Here is an 18,144-nt window from a genome sequence, read left to right as displayed (position 1 = left end):
TTCCCTCAAAATAAAAAACGTTCTGTCAGACATAATTATATCCAACAAAACGTTTCTATTTCTATCCTAATCTAAGCCGCATTTTTCAAAAATCTCATCTACATGCTTCAAGTGATAGTGATAATCAAAAGCATCATCTAAATCAGCTTCAGATAAGTAATTCATAACTTCGCTATCTTCAATTAACTTTCTAAATGAAGTCTGCTCTTGCCATGACTTATTAGCTAATTTTTGCACCATGTCGTAAGCTTTTTCACGTGATAGGCCTGCTTCATCAATTAACTTCAAAAGCACGCGTTGTGAATAAATCAAACCATAAGTACGGTCCATATTCTTGAGCATTGTTTCTGGGAAAACATCGAGGTTAGCCAAAATTCGGTTAAAACGATTCAACATGTAATCAATTCCAATTGTTGCATCAGGTAAAATCACACGCTCAGCACTGGAATGAGAAATATCTCTCTCATGCCATAAAGCTACATCTTCATAAGCTGGCACCATAAAACCGCGCATTACTCGAGCCATACCGCAGAGGTTTTCTGAACCAATTGGATTATGCTTGTGAGGCATTGCAGAAGAGCCTTTTTGACCAGCTCTAAAGTGTTCTTCAACTTCATGAATTTCACTACGTTGCAAACCGCGAATTTCTGTTGCCCAATTTTCAATACTTGTAGCAATTAAAGCAATCGTAGCGATGTAGTAAGCATGTAAGTCTCTTGGCAAAACTTGACTAGTAACTGGTTGCTGAGTTAAACCTAGTTGCTTTAAAACGCTAGTTTCAACTGCTGGTGGAACGTTGGCAAAAGTGCCAACAGCTCCAGAAATCTTACCAGATTCAACATCTTTAGCAGCTGCCTTAAAGCGTTCGATGTCACGATTAATTTCCGCATACCAACGAGCTAATTTCAAGCCAAAAGTAGTTGGTTCTGCTTGAACGCCATGAGTTCTTCCCATTTCAACAGTGTACTTATACTTACGCGCACTGTTAGCAATTGTTTCTTTTAAGGCTTCTAAATCTTTAAGAATAATTTCGTCAGCTTGTTTTAAGATATAGCCTTGTGCAGTATCCACAACGTCAGTTGAAGTTAAACCAAAATGAACCCACTTCTTTTCTTCTCCCAAACTTTCGGAAACTGTTCTAGTAAAAGCAACTACATCGTGGTGAGTAATAGCTTCTAATTTACTAACACGCTCTACTGTAAAAGAAGCATTATCAGCAATCTTCTTAGCATCTTCAGCAGGAACTTCACCAAGTTCTGCCCAAGCATTAGTTGCTGCAATTTCAACCTTTAGCCAAGCATTATATTTATTTTTTAATGACCAAATTTTGCCCATTTCGGGACGAGTATAACGTTCTAGCATAAATTACATTTCCCAAGGATTCTTCAAAACAATAGTTTGTTCACGATCTGGACCAACTGAAACAGTAACTAAAGGAACACCAACTAATTCAGAAACGCGATTCAAGAACTTCTTAGCGTTTTCTGGTAAGTCTTCCCAAGTCTTTACATTAGTAATATCTTCATCCCAAGCTGGTAATTCTTCGTAAACAGGCTTACATCTGTATAATTCCTTTAAACTTGCTGGGTAGTAGTCAATCTTTTTACCATCAAGCTCATAAGCAGTAGCAATCTTAATCTTGTCAAAGCCAGAAAATACATCTAATAAGTTCAAACTTAAGGCATTGATACCAGCAACACGCTTAGCGTGACGAAGAGCTACTGAGTCAAACCAACCAACACGACGTGGACGACCAGTAACAGTACCATATTCATGGGCAGTTTCACGAATACGATCGCCAACTTCATCTAATAGTTCAGTTGGGAACGGACCTTCACCAACACGAGTAGTGTAAGCCTTGCAAACACCAATTACAGTATTCAAACGGTTAGCACCCATTCCGATACCAGAAGCAATTCCGCCTGAAATAGTGTTTGAAGAAGTTACATATGGGTAAGTTCCTTCATCAATATCAAGCATTACCCCTTGCGCACCTTCGAATAATACTTTTTCATTCTTATCTAAAGCATCATTAACAACTACTGAAGTATCAGTAACGTATTTCTTCATCTTTTGACCGTATTCAAGATATTTTTCAAAAATATCTTCAAACTTAAGAGCCGGCTTGTTATAAACCTTAGTAAATAAAGCATTCTTTTCAGCTAAATTAGTACGTAACTTTTCTTCAAAAGTATCTCTTTCAAGTAAATCGCAAACGCGAATACCAATTCTTGAAGCCTTATCCATGTAACAAGGACCAATACCATTCTTGGTAGTTCCAATCTTCTTGTCACCTTTAGCTTCTTCTTGATAAGTATCTTGCAAAATATGGTAAGGCATAATTACGTGTGCTCGATTAGAAATCTTCAAGCCACTAATGTCGATCCCTTCTTTTTCAAGATTATCTAATTCTCCGAACATTACTTCTGGATTGATAACGACACCATTACCAATTACAGCACCCTTCTTAGCAGCAAAAATTCCTGATGGAATTAGGCGCATCTTGAAAGTCTTATCACCAATTTCAATTGTGTGGCCTGCATTGTTACCACCATTTGAACGTACAGCCATTGCTGCATCTTTACTTAAGAAATCGGTAATTTTACCCTTTCCTTCGTCGCCCCATTGACTACCTACAACTGCTATTGCTGTCATTTGATTTCACCTCATAAAAATCATTTTCTTAAAACCGAAGACTAGTTTAACAATCTATATCTTAATAGTCAATTAATTTCCGAACATTTTTAATAATTAGCAAAATAAACATTCATTTTTGCTCTTGACTTTACCTCATAACCCCCGTATATTAACTCATGTAGTTTTTAAAAAGCACGAGGTAAATTAGATGAGCAATTACTTTAGTATGGAAGCCTTTGATTATGATGATATCCAACTTGTACCTAATAAATGCATTATTAAGAGCCGAAAAGAGGCCGACACAAGCGTAAAATTTGGAAGCCGAACATTTAAGATCCCAGTTGTTCCCGCCAACATGGAGAGCGTAATTGATGATGATTTAGCTATTTGGTTAGCAGAAAACGGCTACTACTATGTAATGCACCGTTTTCATCCAGAAAAGCGCGCCAACTTTATTAAAATGATGCATGATAAAGGCTTATTTGCTTCAATTTCTGTTGGGATTAAGGATAGTGAATACGATTTTATCGACTACCTAGCTAAAGAAAAAATTATCCCTGAATATATTACAATCGACGTAGCTCATGGTCATTCTGACTACGTTATTAAAATGATCAAATACATTAAGGATAAACTACCCGATACTTTCTTAACCGCCGGCAATATTGCAACTCCTGAAGCAGTTCGTGAATTAGAAAATGCTGGAGCTGATGCAACTAAAGTTGGTGTTGGACCGGGACGCGCTTGCATCACTAAGTTAAAAACTGGTTTTGGTACAGGTGGCTGGCAATTAGCAGCACTTAGAATGTGCTCTAAAGCAGCTAGAAAGCCATTGATTGCTGACGGGGGTATTCGTCATAATGGTGACATTGCCAAGTCTGTCCGTTTTGGCGCTTCAATGGTAATGATCGGTTCGCTTTTTGCAGGACATGAAGAATCTCCTGGCAACTTAATTACAATTGATGGCAAAAGATATAAGCAATATTGGGGTTCAGCTTCTGAAGTTCAAAAGGGAGCCTATCGTAATGTTGAGGGAAAACAAATGTTAGTTCCTTACCGTGGCTCTATTAAAGATACCTTGCGTGAAATGCAAGAAGATTTACAGTCTTCTATTTCATATGCTGGCGGTAAAGACTTAAGTGCAATTCGAGTAGTAGATTATGTTATTGTAAAATCTTCTATTTTTGATGGCGATAAATAAAAATTAAATCAGAGAGCCGGAGTATTCATATTAAGTGGATACTTCGGTTTTTATATTCATTCAATTTTCATACAAAAAATCATCTTCTTTTTGCGTACTTATTTATATAGAGACTAACTTATTCTCTATATATTTTTAGAAAGTTGACTTAGTATGAAAATTTCCATTCCAAATCTTTTGTACCATGGCAGTGACGTTATTGTAGAAAAACCAGATATTCATGCGGGAAAACCAAGACATGACTTTGGTAAAGGCTTTTACTTAACTACAGATATTAATCAAGCAGCAAAATGGAGCAAACATAAAATAAAAATTAATTCTTCAAAATTAAAACAAAATCCATACAACATTTTAATTTCTAAATATGTATTTGATAAAAAACAATTCTATTCATTAAGAGTCAAAATATTTGATCATGTAAGCGAAGATTGGCTAAACTATATCATAAAAAATAGAAAGAATATCGATTTTGCTTTAAATACAGATTATGATCTAGTTATAGGTCCTGTAGTTGATGGAGCAAATTCCTGGGAAGCATTGACACTATATTCTAATGGTACAATATCTTTTGAGAAAGCTATATCTCGTCTTAAACCAGAAAATTTAACTGACCAATGGGCCTTTAAAACTCAAAATTCAATTAACTGTTTAAAATATGGAGGTGTCCTTTATGAAGAAAAATAAATACGTAACCGAATCATTTATTAATGCAATTACTAAGGAAGTCAGTATTTTAATTGCTGCAAATGATCATATGTCGACCGAAAAAGCAAAAAATTTATTTAAAAAATCAAAAGTCTATAATTTTCTATGTTTTCCACCGGACTATTTTTATGAAGAAGATCCGCAATATTTCTATGAAATGTATGAAAACTTAGAGCATAAAGGAATAATGGTCGACAACAATCAACTTTATTTAATGCAAAATCCTCAATTATATAAATTACCAACAGATTAATACTGATAAAAACGACGATGGCAACCAGCTATCGTTATTTTTATTAGTTTAACTTCTAATTGATGTAAACTAAATTAAGCAAGTACTTTTTAGAAAGCTGGCGAAAAAATTGATTAAAACTGCTAAGCAAGTCTTAGCTAAGCCGTTTACATCAAACTTCTTCTTTATTTTCTTACAGGGAATTATGATCGGGATCATAACCGGATTAATTATTGGTACCTTCAGGTGGATCATCGATCACACAATGAAGTTCTTATTCTTCATCTATCCCTTAATGCGGCAAAAACCAATTTACCTAGTTCCTTATATTATTATTACTTTATTAATTGTTCTAATTCTAGGGAAGATTATTAAACCAGTTCTAAGCAATATTACTGGTTCAGGTGTGCCGCAAGTTGAAGCTGTAATGCTTAACGAAAACAAGATGAATTGGTGGAGCATTCTATGGCGTAAGTTTGTCGGTGGCTTGCTAGCCATTTGTCCCGGTCTATTCTTAGGACGGGAAGGCCCTTGTATTCAAATGGGTGCAATGGTTGGTCAAGCCTTTGGCGAGGATCTTTTCCACGCTGATCCAGATGACTTTAAAAGATTGCAAGGTTGCGGAATAGCTGCTGGATTAAGCGCCGCTTTTTCTGCACCGCTAGCTGGCGTCTTTTTTCTAGTAGAAGAAATAACCTTTAACTTCACTCCTAAAGAAGTTTTGAGTGCACTAGCTGCTGCCATGTCATCTGACCTAATGACGCTTTGCTTCTTTGGTACCCAGCCTTGCCTCTACCTCCCTTTAGACAAGTCACTGCCCCTTACTTCTTATTGGTTTGTAGCAATTATCGGTGTAGTCCTAGGATTACTTGCCTACCTATATCAATACTGCCTATTAAGCCTTAAACCAGTTTATGCAAAGATCACCAAAATTCCAGCAATTTACCATAGTATTATTCCACTTCTGCTCGTAATTCCAATCGGTTTATGGAACGCTAACTTACTTGGTGGTTCACACGACTTTATTTCAAGCTTATTTGATCCGATTTTTATGAAAAGTATTCAGACTGGAACTTTAAGTCTGATGCTATTACCGCTTGTTTGGTTCGTTGTTCGGTTTATTTTCTCAATGATTTCTTACGGGGCATCTGTTCCTGGCGGTATCTTCATGCCAATTCTAGTCTTAGGAGCCCTTCTAGGCGTTGTATTTGCTGTGCTTATGATTCACTTCAACATCGCGCCAAAACGCTGCTATGGCATTATTATTGTCACTTCGATGTGTGCTTACTTTGGCGCTATTGAAAAGGCTCCTTTCACTGCGCTAACGCTTTTAACGGAAATGGTTGGTTCAGTTGAGCAGATTTTTCCAATGCTAATTACTACTTTTATTGCTTACTTTGTTTTAGACCTTTTGGGTGGTAAGCCAATTTATGCAGCTTTAAGATATCAAATGGATTATCATAAGTTGGCTAACTTACCTAAAGTTAAACATGCAGAAGAATGAATTTAATAATAAACAAAAAAAGATGTTGAATAATCAGCTTTAAACGCTGATTTATCAACATCTTTTTTACTAAATAATTAATACTACAGATTAATCATAATACTAAAGGCCAAGCCCCAAATAATAGAATAGATGACAGCAATCATTACTAGATAAATTACTGCGCCCCAGAATGGGTCGTGGATCATCTCTTCTGTTCCGGGATCAGGACAAACAACTAGCAAGAATGAACCTAAAGAAAACAGTGCATAAAAAATCCAAACTAATGCTTCCCCAAATCCAAGCAAACCTGAACTTAAACTTAGGATTAAGAAGAAGAATGCACAAATTACAATCCAAAAGTTCCAGTTAGTTACTTGAGCAACCTTGTTGACATACTGCCAAAATCCGCCCGTATTACCAAATACGAATAAGTGCCCAACCATTGAACAAAGAATGGTAATAATCTGAACAACAAATAGAATTACAATTGCCCAGAAAGTAAATCCTGATGCGTGATGCAAAAGAGTAATCCCAAACAAGTTGGCAATATAATTACTTGCAACAGCTAAACCAATGAATAATACAATATCTTCACCTAATAAGGTAACAACTCCATACCACTTCTCTGCAGGATCGTGACCTAGAGGGTGACGCCAAGATTCTACTAACCAGCGCCAATATGTGTTAGGAGCTTCTTCTTGTGGAGATTGAACTTCATCTTTCATAATAATTCCTCCTCAAGACTTTTAATCTTTCGTATTCATTATAGCAACAAATGTTATTAAACGGCAGAATAAGGGCTTGAAGGGATTACTTGAAATAAGAAAAACCAAGCAATGGAGAAATTGCTTGGTTTTAATGAAATGTTAACGTATTAGTTATTTAAAATAAAAGAAAGGATGTATATAGTTAGATCATATATAAACTAACCATCACAGTTATTCATTACTTTTGGAAATCTATATTTTTCCACTTTAACGCTCTTAGATCACCTTCTTTAAAGAAATTTCGATAATCTACAGCCGTATTATCGGAAGATAGCACTGAGGCAGGATCTGATTCTGCGTAATCGCAATTAGGAATAAATACATGTTCAAAGATAGCATCAGGATCTGTAGATTTCTGATAGTGACCGTCCTCTGTTTTTTCAAGAGTAATAATTTTAATTCTAGTACCAATTGGAATCTTATCTAAGGGATGCGTAAAAATAGCCTCTGCCTCATAGTAAAAAGGAGTTGCTGGATGTTTGGTAATAATACATTCAAAATTTACTTGTCCATGATCTTTTTTAGAATTCCTATTCGCACGTGCAAACTGTGGATAAATATCAATATTATTGATATTCTGTTCATTTCCTAAAAAGTTTTCGATATATGAAAGTAAATTACTAAATTTTCCTAAGACGTGTCCTTGATCTATTTTTAAAAATAAACGACCAATTTCTTTTTTCTGCTCGTTTAAATATACCGGAATTTTTTCATCAATCATTACATTGTCAACAGAAAAATAATCAGTTTTATCTCGTTGTTCCTTTATCCACGATTCATGATGATCCTTTGTATTAATACTAATCACTTTATTCTTATAATCAGTATTTAAAAGAGCGCGCCAACCACTTATCATTATCCTTCCGTAAACACTATAATAAAAGATTGGTAAAAACGTTTTATCGACAGATAAGCGATCAATCGAATCATTAGTTTCCTTTTCATCAATTGATAGGTCAAAATAATCTGTAGCATATATTGGATGATACTTGGCTAATTGCTTGACAGATAAAAGCTCGGCTTCACTTTCAAATCCAAGTTTCCTTAAAACCTCTTGTTCGTCCATACTTTAATTACGTCTTCTCTTCTTATCTGAAACTAATGAACCTAAACCAATTGAACTTAATGATAAACCTGCAAGAGCTGCAAATAGACTTAGCTTATCGTTAGCACCAGTTTGTGGTAATGCATGTTTAGTATTCTTAGTTGAAACAGCAGGTTTTACAGTAGCTGCCTTAACAGTGTGTTGGCTAATTGTCTTAGTGCCATAAACAACATTGTCTAAAGCCTTATTGATTTGAGCATCAAAGGCTTTACGTGCAGCTAATTTAGCAGCTTGTGCGTGAACTTGCTTGTTGTTTTCGATAATTTGAGTATTTGAAGCAATTCTGTTAGTAAGTGACTTGATAGTCTCTTGTGACTTAGTAATTGATTGATCTAAGTCTTTAACCTTATTAGCTAACTTGTCAGCTTCCTTCTTAGCAGCTTCGTATTCTTGACTAGCCTTGTCATAAGCTGATTGAGCAACACGTACTGCTTCTTTCTTAGCAGCCAATTCTTTATCAGACTTAGCAATACTATCAATCAAGTCTTTATGAGTATTTACGTAGTTATCGTAATCAGCTTGTGCCTTTTCTAAGTTAGCTTTAGCGCTTGTTTGGGAGGACTTAGCGTCTGATAGCTTAGTTGTTAAGTCAGCTAATTGTGCCTTAACAGCAGCTAATTCTTGATTGATATTAGCTAATTTAGCTTTATTTTGGTTGAGAACTTTCTCGGCTTCATCCTTAGCCTTAGTAGCGGATTGAAGCTTGTTGTTAGCTTGGTCTAATTGTGACTTAGCACTATTGTAGTCGTTAAGTACAGTAGCATGTGTTTGTTCGTAATCAGCTAAAGCTTTAGCAGTATTATCTCTTGCTTGAACTAATGCAGGTTGTGCAGCCTTTAATTCATCAACGTGCTTAGATACTTGACCAATTTGGCCTTGAACAGTAGCTTGTTCAGTTTTAGCGTTAGATAATTTAGTAGACAAATCATTAATAGTCTTAGTTAAATCATTTACTCGATTTTGAGATTGAGCAAGATGATCGTGTAATGACTTGATTTGACCATCTAAGCTGTTCTTTTGGCCTTGCAAATTATTTACTTCATTTTGTGCAGCTGCATAAACTTGTCCAGCTTGTGAATTATCAGTATCAGTAGGAATTACATCTTTGACATTGAACTTATTGTAGTCAATTGGATGAGATAACGGATTTCCAGGAATAGTATTGTCTACAATAGTTTCCAAATTGATTCCTAGATCGCCATTGCCATTATATGGTCCATTTGCCATAATAGCAAAACCAAAATAGGTTGGATCTTCTTCATTATGATTTTTATAATTTGTATTGTCCCATAATTGCATACTTACAACAATTGATGCATGTTCCCATTCACCTTGCTCATAATTGAACATCCAACGTGTAACAGCATTATATATCTCATGCTTCAAATCGTCCATATTGTTAATATATGCTGTAGAATGTCCGTATAGGTCATCACCATACCAAACACCATAGTAGCCGGCTTCTCCCCCCCCATACCAGGCTTCACGCCGTTTTCAACCAAGGCTTTATTAATTGCCTTTGTATCATGACCTGGGTGACTTCCATCAACATTACCGTTAGAAAACGAATCTTTTGGATGGTCTGCTTCATAATACTTAGCCACATCATTAGCATATTTTAATGATCCGACTGTCAACTTCACTGGCTTTTTACCCATTTGGGTACGGATTTGATTAACCAAATTAATACCAAATTTATTAGCTTCTAAGCGTTGTTCATAAGTCAAATGCATCATATCAATCTTTTGTTCTTTATCTTTCGCATTATGTTCGAAATGATTCATTTCTGCTTCTTGTTTTGATAACGCACCTAATTCTTTGACCATTTCAGCATCATTTTCAGGAGTCCATTGTACGTAATTTGGATCATGATTATCATTCCACTTATGAAATGCTTTATTAAATTCAGGTGTGATAATAATCTTAGTTTGATTTTCACTTTGTGAATCTAAGGCACTCTTTGCTTGATCTCGTTTAACAATAGCATTAGTTAACTTACCGTTAATATCATTACTTTGATTTTGAACATCATTCAACTTAGTTTGACTTTGACTTACATCAGTCTTAGCGTTAGCTAGATCTTTATTAGCATTGTCCAATTGACCTTGAGTGTCATTAACAGTCTTAGCTAAATCATTGTTCTTAGTTTGCAAATCAGTTAATTGCTTTTGACTTTGAGCTAAATCAGTCTCATTTTGCTTCAAATTGGTTGCTGCTTTTTCAGCATTTGCCTTCTTAGCATTATATTCATTTTGGATAGGTGCGTAAGCTTTTTGTACTGCGTCAAAATGCTTTTGGGCTTGAGCACTATCTGCTTGAGCCTTATTTAATTGCTCATTAACATTGTTAAGAGTCTCAGTATTAGTCTTAATTTCACTTTCAGCGCTAGTTCTTTGGTTAAGCAAATCAGTTTGCTTATTTTGAGCAGTTTGAACTTGACCAGTTAAGTCATTAACTTTTTGATCTAACTTCTTTTCTGCTTCTTGAGCAGTATGTACTGCATTTTCAGTAGTAGTATCATATTGCGCATGCAAATCTTTATTTTGAGCTTGAGTTTGAGTTAAATCATTCTTTGCTTGATCTAACTTAGTTTGAGCACTTGAAACTGCTTCTTGTTTAGCTGGCAAAGTATTTTGAGCTTCAGTTTTAGCAGTTTCTGCTTGCGTCTTAGCTGCTTGATCTTGTTTAATTTGATCTTGCGTATTTTGAACAGTTGCAGTATCTTGCTTGATTTGACCTTGTGCAGTCTTGTCTTGAGCTGCTGCTTGCTTTTCTTGCGAAGCTTTATTTAAGTCTAGCTTGCTATTAGCATTAACATTAGCTTGCTTTACTTCAGCAGCCTTAACAGTTGTAGTCTTAACACCGGCTACAGATCCAGCAGCTAGCACAGCTGCGGATACATATAATAATTTATCTTTGTTCTTCATTGCTACGTCCTCCACGTTATATTAAATAACTACGTTCACCTACTTAAAGGTTGATACGAGCTCATTTTACCCCCCCCATTTTGATTTCTGTCAAGCTCTCCACGAAAATTGATCGTACAATTTTATAACATTCTTCTTACTTACTATTGATCCCAACATTCTAACTGCAAAGCTCAAAAAGGATCTTGTATTTTTTATCCAAAGCTTTATAAATAACAAAACCTCGAAATTCCAGTCTGAATTCCGAGGTTCACAATATGAATTATTTTATTAATATTAAACGTTCAACTTGAATTAATTATGCAATAGAAAAACATTCTACAAAAAAAGAGCCAAACATCCCCTGTTCGACTCTCTTCATAACTACTATTTCAGCATACTATCCGCATATGGCAACTCAAGTGATGGATCTGCATTCAAATTCTCATCACTAAACTTACCAGCCTTGTACAAGTTATATGCAGCTGCTCCAATCATTGCCGCATTGTCTCCGCAAAGTTTCAAGTCCGGTAAAATCACCTTTGGCTTAATATCAGCAGGCAACTTTTCAATCTCTTCTGCTAATCTATCACGTAAACCGTGGTTCGCGGCGACACCGCCGCCTAAGATGAATGTCTTGGGCTTATATTCTTTGATCGCTCTAATTGTCTTGTGGCTTAACACATCAACAACTGATGCTTGAAAACTGGCAGCTAAGTCATACTTATCAAGCTTTTCATGAATTTGATCTGCATGGTGGCAAGTGTTGATAAAGGCACTCTTTAATCCTGATAATGAAAAGTCATAATCATCATCTTCCATCATTGCACGTGGGAAGTGGAAAGTATCTTTACCTTTATGTGCCCACTCATCAATCGTCTTACCTGCTGGATAATTAACTCCTAAAACACGACCAATCTTGTCATAAGCTTCACCAGCTGCATCGTCTCTTGTATCGCCCACAATCTCAAAGTGGATCGGATCTTTCATCAAGACAATTTCAGTATGACCACCAGAAACTTGCAAGGCAAGTGCTGGATATTCAATTTCATCCTTTAATTGCGCTGCCATAATGTGGCCCATAATGTGATCAACGCCAATCAATGGAATTCCAGTTGCCATTGAAGCTGCTTTTGCGGCACTAACCCCAATTAACAAAGCTCCAACTAGGCCTGGTCCATAGGTAACAGCAATTGCATCAATATCATCCCAAGTAGCGTTTGCTTCAGCTAAAGCTTCCTTAGTAATTTGCGTAATTACTTCAATATGGTGACGGCTTGCTACTTCTGGCACTACCCCACCAAAACGTTGGTGACTTTTAATTTGAGTAGCCACAATTAAGCTTTCGATTTCACGCCCATTTTTAATTACGGCGGTAGAAGTTTCATCACATGAGCTTTCAAATGCTAAAATTCGAATATCTTTTTTTGTCAATTTACTTCTTCCTGTTCTTTATCTGCTATCTTTTTAATCATGCTTACGGCATCCGCATGTTCAGCCGAATAATAATTCTTCCGAATAAAATTATCCCTAAATCCAATCTTACGGTACAAGCTCTGTGCATTGTAATTATCGCTTCGCACCTCTAAGGTCATCTGAACAGCATGATTTCTTTGAGCAATTTCAATCATCGTCCTGAGCAAAAATCCACCGATTCCTCTTCTTTGAAAAGCAGGCTTAACAGCAATATTAGTAATATGCCCCTCTTGCGCCTGCATTCTCATCCCAATAAAGCCTACCAAGGTTGACCCCTGATAAACAACAAGATATAAAGAATTGGCGTGCTTTTTCAATTCGCTCTTAAAAGAAAATCGACTCCAAGGCGTTCTGCCAAAATAAACTTCTTGCTCTATGCACAACAAGTCAGCAATATTTTCATCACTTGCCTTCATAATTTGATAAGTTTGATTATCAAGTCTCAAAGCAAAAGGTGAAAAGCTCAAGTCGATTTCTTCTGGATGGAAAAATAAACTAAACTTCCTCAACATAGTCGCTATCTGGACCAAATGCCTTTCCAGTCTTATTATGCCAATCAATTTCAGCTTGCGTACGTCTCAAATATTTTGGCACCATTTTATCAGGATCAATTGCTTCCTTATTAAGTGCTAACTTACCAATTTCACCAGCATGAATTTGATTATCGCCTGCAGCTTGCTTAAAGTCTTCTGACCCTAACAATTCTGCAATCTCAGCTTGATACTTATCAATTGGACTTCCGACAAAGACAACTTCTTCAGACAATCCCAATTCTTTAACCTTATTAATTAAATCATCCAAATGGTAATGTCCATCTGGAACTAAGTTCTCTAGCTTACCATTTACTTTTCGATAAACTCCAGCAAAGAAATTCTTGTTACGAGCATCTAATTCACTTACAATCACTCCGTCATTTACTCTATTAGCTAAAGCAGCCAAAGTCGATACTCCGACTAAATCTTTATTTAAAATAGAAGCAAACATCTTAGCAGTTGTAATTCCAATTCTCAATCCAGTATAAGAGCCTGGACCTTCTGCCACTGCAAAACGATCAATATCTTTTAAGGTAAGATTATTTTCTTTTAGTAATTCATTAATTAAAGGATCTAAATGCTCACTATGGTTACGATGATCCTCTTCATTTTTTTCAACAATTTTATCCCCATCATTCAAAGCTACACTCAAATGATTGGTTGCAGTCGTGATACTTAATATCTTCATTTAAACTCTATCCTTAAATATTTATCAAAATTACCTTCTTATTTTAACACGTTGAAAAGCATTTAAAATCACATAAAGTACAACAATCTGAATCCATGGCGTAATTAACTCTTTCAAGATTCTTTGTAAGAAAGCTGCTCGTAGATCCAAACCATACAATAAATGAATCCAGTAAGTATTCATTAATACATTAACTATCAAAGTAACTAATAACGTTGCAGCAACTACGCGCCACCATTTAATTGGCTTTTGGTATAAAAATAAGGCATAGATTACCACGCCGACGATAGCAGACAGGGTAAAGCCTGGGAAAAATCCTCCCTCAACTCCAAAAATAGCTGACCGCAATAAATCACTAATCAATGCACCAATTCCGCCCCATAGTGGGCCAAAATAATAGCCTAAAAGCGCACTTCCAATAAATCCCAATCCTACTTTTATAGTTGAAGGACCAAAAGAAATTTTTTCTAATACAATATCCATCGCTACAAATAGAGCTAAAGTAACTAAACCTTGTAAATCTATTTTCTTTATCCCTGTCTTCATTGGCATCCCTACCTTCCAAAAAAGCACGACTGTACTAACAAGTCAGGCTTTTAATTTTCTCTCCAACTAATTTCAGCCAAAGCAGAAACTTCACCCTGATTAGAAATCAAATGATATGAAATAAGCGTATTTTGATCAAGCGTAAGTTCAGACAAGGCTTGATCGCCATACTGGACTTCTTTTTTAAATGAAATATCGACACTTTTGACAGTATGAGAATTCAAAAATTCTCTCGGTAAAGTATCAATCATCCAATCAAAATAAACACTATTAGTTAAATGATGGTTTGTATCTAAATCATAGTACCGAACTGCATAGGTCTGACTTGAGTCATATTCCTTCAAAGGACGTAATCTCTTAAAACGTGGCATATGCTTCAAGTATGGATTACCAAATTTTTCCATCATTTGACTATCTGCTTCAGTAATTTTTCGATTTTTCAGATCTAAAATTACCCACTGGCTTTTGGCATCTACTATCTTTTTGTTAGTAGAATCTATTATACCAAAATCGCTGTATTCAAAAAAGCGATTATAGCCACTACCATTTGTAGTAACAGTAATTTCTTCACCAGCTTCAGGTAGACGCTTCAGATCAAGATGATATTCAACTACCACCCAGCCTAAATTTTGTTTTAATAAATCATAAATCCCAGCGCCTCCTTGAGTTAATTGATCATTTGAAACTTTCATAAAATGTTCAATTAATTTTGGAAGCTGAATTTTTCCTGTTTCATCACAATCGCCGTAAGTAACTTGATGTTCTTCTTTAAAAATCTTTTCCATTAGCGATCACCACGTAATTAATTTTGATGATATTTATCATATAGTTCGTTCTTTGAAACCTTATTAGCCTTAGCGACTAACTTAATGGCATCCTTTTTACTTTCGCCAGCTTCAACTCGGTCAGCCACTTGCTTGATCAGTTCATCCCAAGAAAGTTGCTTTTCTTCATCATCATTTGGCGAAACCAAAACTACGAACTCGCCTCGAGGATCATTCTTAGTGAAGTATTCATTAATTTCACTAATCGTGCCTCTTAAATACTCTTCATGAATCTTCGTTAGCTCACGAGCTAATACAATTTTTCTATCTGGCTTAATTACTTCAGCTAAGGTTTTCAAAGTTTTCTGTAAACGATGCGGAGCCTCATAGAAAATTGAAGTTGCACGAGCCTGATTCATCATCTCAAAATATTCTTTTTGCTCACTGCTCTTACGCGGCAAAAAACCATAATAAGTAAATGGTTGAGCGTCAAAGCCAGATGCAATCAAAGCTGTCGCAAAAGCTGAAGGTCCTGGAAGCGCAACAACTGGAATATCATTTTTAATACATTCTTGGACCAGAATATAACCCGGATCCGAAATAACTGGCATGCCAGCATCAGAAATTTCAGCGATTGTATTTCCTTCCTTAAGCAATTTAATTAATTCTGGCGCACGTTCCTTTGAATTATATTTATGAAAAGAAATCATCTTATTATGAACGCCAATTTTTTCAAGTAAGATTCCACTAGTTCTGGTATCTTCAGCCGCAATATAATCAGCTTCAGTTAGAATTCTCTTCGCCCTTAAAGTAATATCTTCTAAGTTACCAATTGGTGTAGGGACAAGGTAAAGACGCCCCTTATCTTTTTCATTAAAACTACTTTGCGCTTGCATCTTTTATCCCCTATTTTTTTGTCCGTGATTTACGAAGTTGTCTAGAATATCTAAGCAAAACATACAATCTTCACCAGATTCACGGTGAGAACCATAATACATGTTGCAAATATGATAACCTGAGTCATAAATATTACGTAGTGACTTTAAACCAGCTTGAGATTTGTTTTCAGCCGGTTCTTTATTAGCGTCTAATTTACTAATTTTTTCTCTTAATAGTTGGTTTTCAACCTTTAATTCTGTATTTTCTTTCAATACTTCAAGCATGTCATTTTCCAGACCGGCAACAGTTTTTGTCATTGCCTGAAGATTTTGCTGTAATTGTGACAATTGTGAAAATGGATCCACTCAAAAACACCTACCGTTCAAAACTCAATACTAAATAATCTAACGTATTGTGGAAACTAACATTACTAGCTCGCATCTTATCGCAAGTCATCAACAATTCCAATAAGAATGCACTTTTCCTTAACTTTTCACCAGCTGCTAGACTCTTCATCGCTAAAGTCTTAAGCTGATAAAAAATAAATTTCTGACTCGCTGGCTTTGTAGCAAGACTGCTAATTTGGCTAACGCGCACCAGTGCTAAATCATTTTGTTCTAATAACTCTTGAAACAAATACTTGCTTTCTTCTTCAAGCTTAGCTGTATCGCCTAGATCCTCAATTTCTTCATCAGTTAACCCGTATTCAAGCAACTGCGCTCTTTTACTATCAATCTTTTCATCAGAGAAATTAAGAATCTGCGTTCTAGACTTAACCGTTGGCAAAATTTGATTTTCGTTATTAGTTATCAAGATCGTAACTACTGGCGCTACTGGCTCTTCTAATAAGTTAAGCAAGGCGTTACTTGCAGCTAAAGTTAATTTTTCAGCATTTTCAATGATAAAAAAGCGCCGCTTACCTTCGACAGGACTTTTTGCCAATTCTTCTTTCAAAGGACGAATTTGATCAATCGATAGCGTCTGTTTTCCTTCTAGTTTTACTAAAAAAACATCAGGATGATTGCCATCTAAAATTCTTTGGCAATTATTACAAGTTCCATCAGGCTTATTTTCTCCCAGACAATTAAAAAGACAGGCCAGCCAATAAGCTGTATTAAGTCCCTTTTTCTGCATTGGATCGACAAACAAATAACTGTGGGCGACCTTTTTGTTTAAATATGCATCTCTTAAAAGATTAGTCTGCTTTTGACCTACATTCTTTAAATCAATCATTAAAAGTGCTTAAATTCCTCAACTGGTAATACAAAGACTGTTGCTCCGCCTACAGTAACTTGAACAGGCTTGCCTAGCATTGAAGTGCCCGCTGCATCCATATTCACATTAGAAACATACTGTTCTCTAGTATGTGAGCTCTTTTTAATAATTTCTAATACTTCATTTACTCGGTCATCTTCAATACCAACAATAAAAGTTGTATTTCCTGCCTTTAAAAAGCCGCCACTTGTAGCTAATTTAGTTGCACGCACATTATTTTGAATAAATTCTCTTGCCAGTGCATCCGCGTCTTTATCTTGTACAATTGCTAAAACGAGTTTCATTCTTACCAAATCCTTACATAAAAATATCAGGTAATTGCTTTCTTATTATTTTAACACTATTAGCCGCAACTTCCTTGATTGGCAAATTAGCATCCACCTTTTTAATTCTATCAGGATATCGTTTTAACAAGTCTGTATATCCGGCATAAACCTTTTGGTGGAAAGCTAATTTTTCCTGCTCAAGCCGATCTTCTTGTCCGGCCCGTTCCTTTTCAATTCTAGCCAAACCAGTTGCGGGATCTAAGTCTAAAAAGATCGTCAAATCAGGTTCAAGACCGCCAGTTCCGAAATCATTAATTTGTTTTACAGCTTCAACACCCAAATTACGCCCAACGCCTTGGTAGGCTAAAGAACTGTCAATGAATCGATCTGATAAAACAATTTTTCCAGCTTCCAAAGCCGGACGGATAACTTCACTAACATGTTGACTTCTTTGAGCTGCATAAAGAAGAGCTTCAGTTCGATCATCCATTTCCTTGTTTGCTGGGTCTAAAATAATTGTTCTAATATTTTCAGAAATTTTTGATCCACCAGGCTCACGTGTAATAATCGTCTTTTCTTGTATTTCTTTTGGCAACTGCTTGATAAGCTCGTTGATAACTGTGGTTTTACCTGCCCCATCTGGGCCTTCAAATGTAATTAAATATCCTCTCATGTCTA

At 35.8% G+C, this 18,144-nt stretch carries 20 protein-coding genes; 4 read left to right on the top strand and 16 right to left on the bottom strand.

The features are described from left to right. Positions 1-66 precede the first annotated feature (66 nt). Positions 67-1,362 (bottom strand): adenylosuccinate lyase, encoded by a 1,296-nt coding sequence (gene purB, locus LGAS_RS01920; RefSeq protein ID WP_003647742.1) that lies wholly within the window; start codon positions 1,360-1,362, stop codon positions 67-69. 3 nt (positions 1,363-1,365) lie between these two features. Continuing rightward, complete coding sequence (locus LGAS_RS01915) at positions 1,366-2,655, bottom strand: adenylosuccinate synthase (RefSeq protein WP_003647743.1); 1,290 nt, start codon at positions 2,653-2,655, stop codon at positions 1,366-1,368. 190 nt (positions 2,656-2,845) lie between these two features. Between LGAS_RS01915 and LGAS_RS01910 the strand changes: the two genes are divergently transcribed. From LGAS_RS01910 to LGAS_RS01895, 4 genes are all read left to right on the top strand, one after another. Next, on the top strand, positions 2,846-3,838 hold the full coding sequence (locus tag LGAS_RS01910) for a GMP reductase (protein WP_003655967.1): 993 nt from the start codon (positions 2,846-2,848) through the stop codon (positions 3,836-3,838). A gap of 153 nt (positions 3,839-3,991) precedes the next feature. Continuing rightward, complete coding sequence (locus tag LGAS_RS01905; protein WP_003656576.1) at positions 3,992-4,522, top strand: DUF3990 domain-containing protein; 531 nt, start codon at positions 3,992-3,994, stop codon at positions 4,520-4,522. After that, positions 4,509-4,796 (top strand): hypothetical protein, encoded by a 288-nt coding sequence (locus LGAS_RS01900; protein ID WP_003655963.1) that lies wholly within the window; start codon positions 4,509-4,511, stop codon positions 4,794-4,796. The genes LGAS_RS01905 and LGAS_RS01900 overlap by 14 nt, the downstream gene beginning before the upstream one ends. Before the next feature lie 109 nt (positions 4,797-4,905). After that, a complete protein-coding gene (locus LGAS_RS01895) occupies positions 4,906-6,279 on the top strand; it encodes a ClC family H(+)/Cl(-) exchange transporter (RefSeq protein WP_003647745.1) in 1,374 nt (457 codons plus the stop codon). A gap of 83 nt (positions 6,280-6,362) precedes the next feature. Here LGAS_RS01895 and LGAS_RS01890 read toward each other — a convergent pair whose 3' ends face one another. The 14 genes from LGAS_RS01890 to tmk all read right to left on the bottom strand — a co-directional run bounded on the left by LGAS_RS01890 (position 6,363) and on the right by tmk (position 18,139). Then, complete coding sequence (locus LGAS_RS01890; RefSeq protein WP_003647746.1) at positions 6,363-6,986, bottom strand: hypothetical protein; 624 nt, start codon at positions 6,984-6,986, stop codon at positions 6,363-6,365. A 220-nt stretch (positions 6,987-7,206) separates the two neighbouring features. Continuing rightward, the gene (locus LGAS_RS01885; protein WP_003647747.1) at positions 7,207-8,094 is read right to left on the bottom strand and encodes a hypothetical protein; all 888 of its coding nucleotides are present in this window, start codon (positions 8,092-8,094) and stop codon (positions 7,207-7,209) included. Positions 8,095-8,097: 3 nt separating this feature from the next. Then, positions 8,098-9,528: an LPXTG cell wall anchor domain-containing protein gene (locus LGAS_RS01880; protein ID WP_003647748.1), complete on the bottom strand. Its 1,431-nt coding sequence runs from the start codon at positions 9,526-9,528 to the stop codon at positions 8,098-8,100. Further along, positions 9,516-11,060 carry an SEC10/PgrA surface exclusion domain-containing protein gene (locus LGAS_RS01875; protein ID WP_134771596.1) on the bottom strand — a complete coding sequence of 515 codons (1,545 nt, stop codon included), beginning with the start codon at positions 11,058-11,060 and terminating at the stop codon, positions 9,516-9,518. The genes LGAS_RS01880 and LGAS_RS01875 overlap by 13 nt, the downstream gene beginning before the upstream one ends. Before the next feature lie 366 nt (positions 11,061-11,426). Then, a complete protein-coding gene (gene tsaD / locus LGAS_RS01870; RefSeq protein ID WP_003656583.1) occupies positions 11,427-12,473 on the bottom strand; it encodes a tRNA (adenosine(37)-N6)-threonylcarbamoyltransferase complex transferase subunit TsaD in 1,047 nt (348 codons plus the stop codon). Continuing rightward, entirely contained in the window at positions 12,470-13,027 is a 558-nt protein-coding gene (rimI, locus tag LGAS_RS01865; RefSeq protein WP_025012206.1) for a ribosomal protein S18-alanine N-acetyltransferase, read from the bottom strand. Before rimI ends, tsaD begins: the two co-directional genes overlap by 4 nt. Next, on the bottom strand, positions 13,011-13,736 hold the full coding sequence (gene tsaB, locus LGAS_RS01860; RefSeq protein ID WP_003647752.1) for a tRNA (adenosine(37)-N6)-threonylcarbamoyltransferase complex dimerization subunit type 1 TsaB: 726 nt from the start codon (positions 13,734-13,736) through the stop codon (positions 13,011-13,013). Before tsaB ends, rimI begins: the two co-directional genes overlap by 17 nt. Before the next feature lie 30 nt (positions 13,737-13,766). Continuing rightward, a complete protein-coding gene (locus LGAS_RS01855) occupies positions 13,767-14,282 on the bottom strand; it encodes a folate family ECF transporter S component (RefSeq protein WP_025012205.1) in 516 nt (171 codons plus the stop codon). Between the two features lie 50 nt (positions 14,283-14,332). After that, a complete protein-coding gene (locus tag LGAS_RS01850; RefSeq protein ID WP_011678773.1) occupies positions 14,333-15,067 on the bottom strand; it encodes an acyl-[acyl-carrier-protein] thioesterase in 735 nt (244 codons plus the stop codon). 17 nt (positions 15,068-15,084) lie between these two features. Continuing rightward, positions 15,085-15,942, bottom strand: coding sequence for a 16S rRNA (cytidine(1402)-2'-O)-methyltransferase (gene rsmI, locus LGAS_RS01845; protein WP_003655941.1), 858 nt, complete (start codon positions 15,940-15,942; stop codon positions 15,085-15,087). A 3-nt stretch (positions 15,943-15,945) separates the two neighbouring features. Further along, complete coding sequence (gene yabA, locus LGAS_RS01840) at positions 15,946-16,290, bottom strand: DNA replication initiation control protein YabA (RefSeq protein WP_003647754.1); 345 nt, start codon at positions 16,288-16,290, stop codon at positions 15,946-15,948. Positions 16,291-16,300: 10 nt separating this feature from the next. Next, entirely contained in the window at positions 16,301-17,158 is an 858-nt protein-coding gene (locus LGAS_RS01835) for a DNA polymerase III subunit (RefSeq protein WP_003647755.1), read from the bottom strand. Continuing rightward, positions 17,158-17,484, bottom strand: coding sequence for a cyclic-di-AMP receptor (locus LGAS_RS01830; RefSeq protein WP_003647756.1), 327 nt, complete (start codon positions 17,482-17,484; stop codon positions 17,158-17,160). The genes LGAS_RS01835 and LGAS_RS01830 overlap by 1 nt, the downstream gene beginning before the upstream one ends. A gap of 13 nt (positions 17,485-17,497) precedes the next feature. Then, complete coding sequence (tmk, locus tag LGAS_RS01825) at positions 17,498-18,139, bottom strand: dTMP kinase (RefSeq protein WP_003655933.1); 642 nt, start codon at positions 18,137-18,139, stop codon at positions 17,498-17,500. Between the last annotated feature and the right edge of the window lie 5 nt (positions 18,140-18,144).

This window comes from Lactobacillus gasseri ATCC 33323 = JCM 1131 (assembly GCF_000014425.1).
Lineage (GTDB): Bacteria > Bacillota > Bacilli > Lactobacillales > Lactobacillaceae > Lactobacillus > Lactobacillus gasseri.
This window is presented reverse-complemented; position numbering and strand designations above follow the sequence as displayed.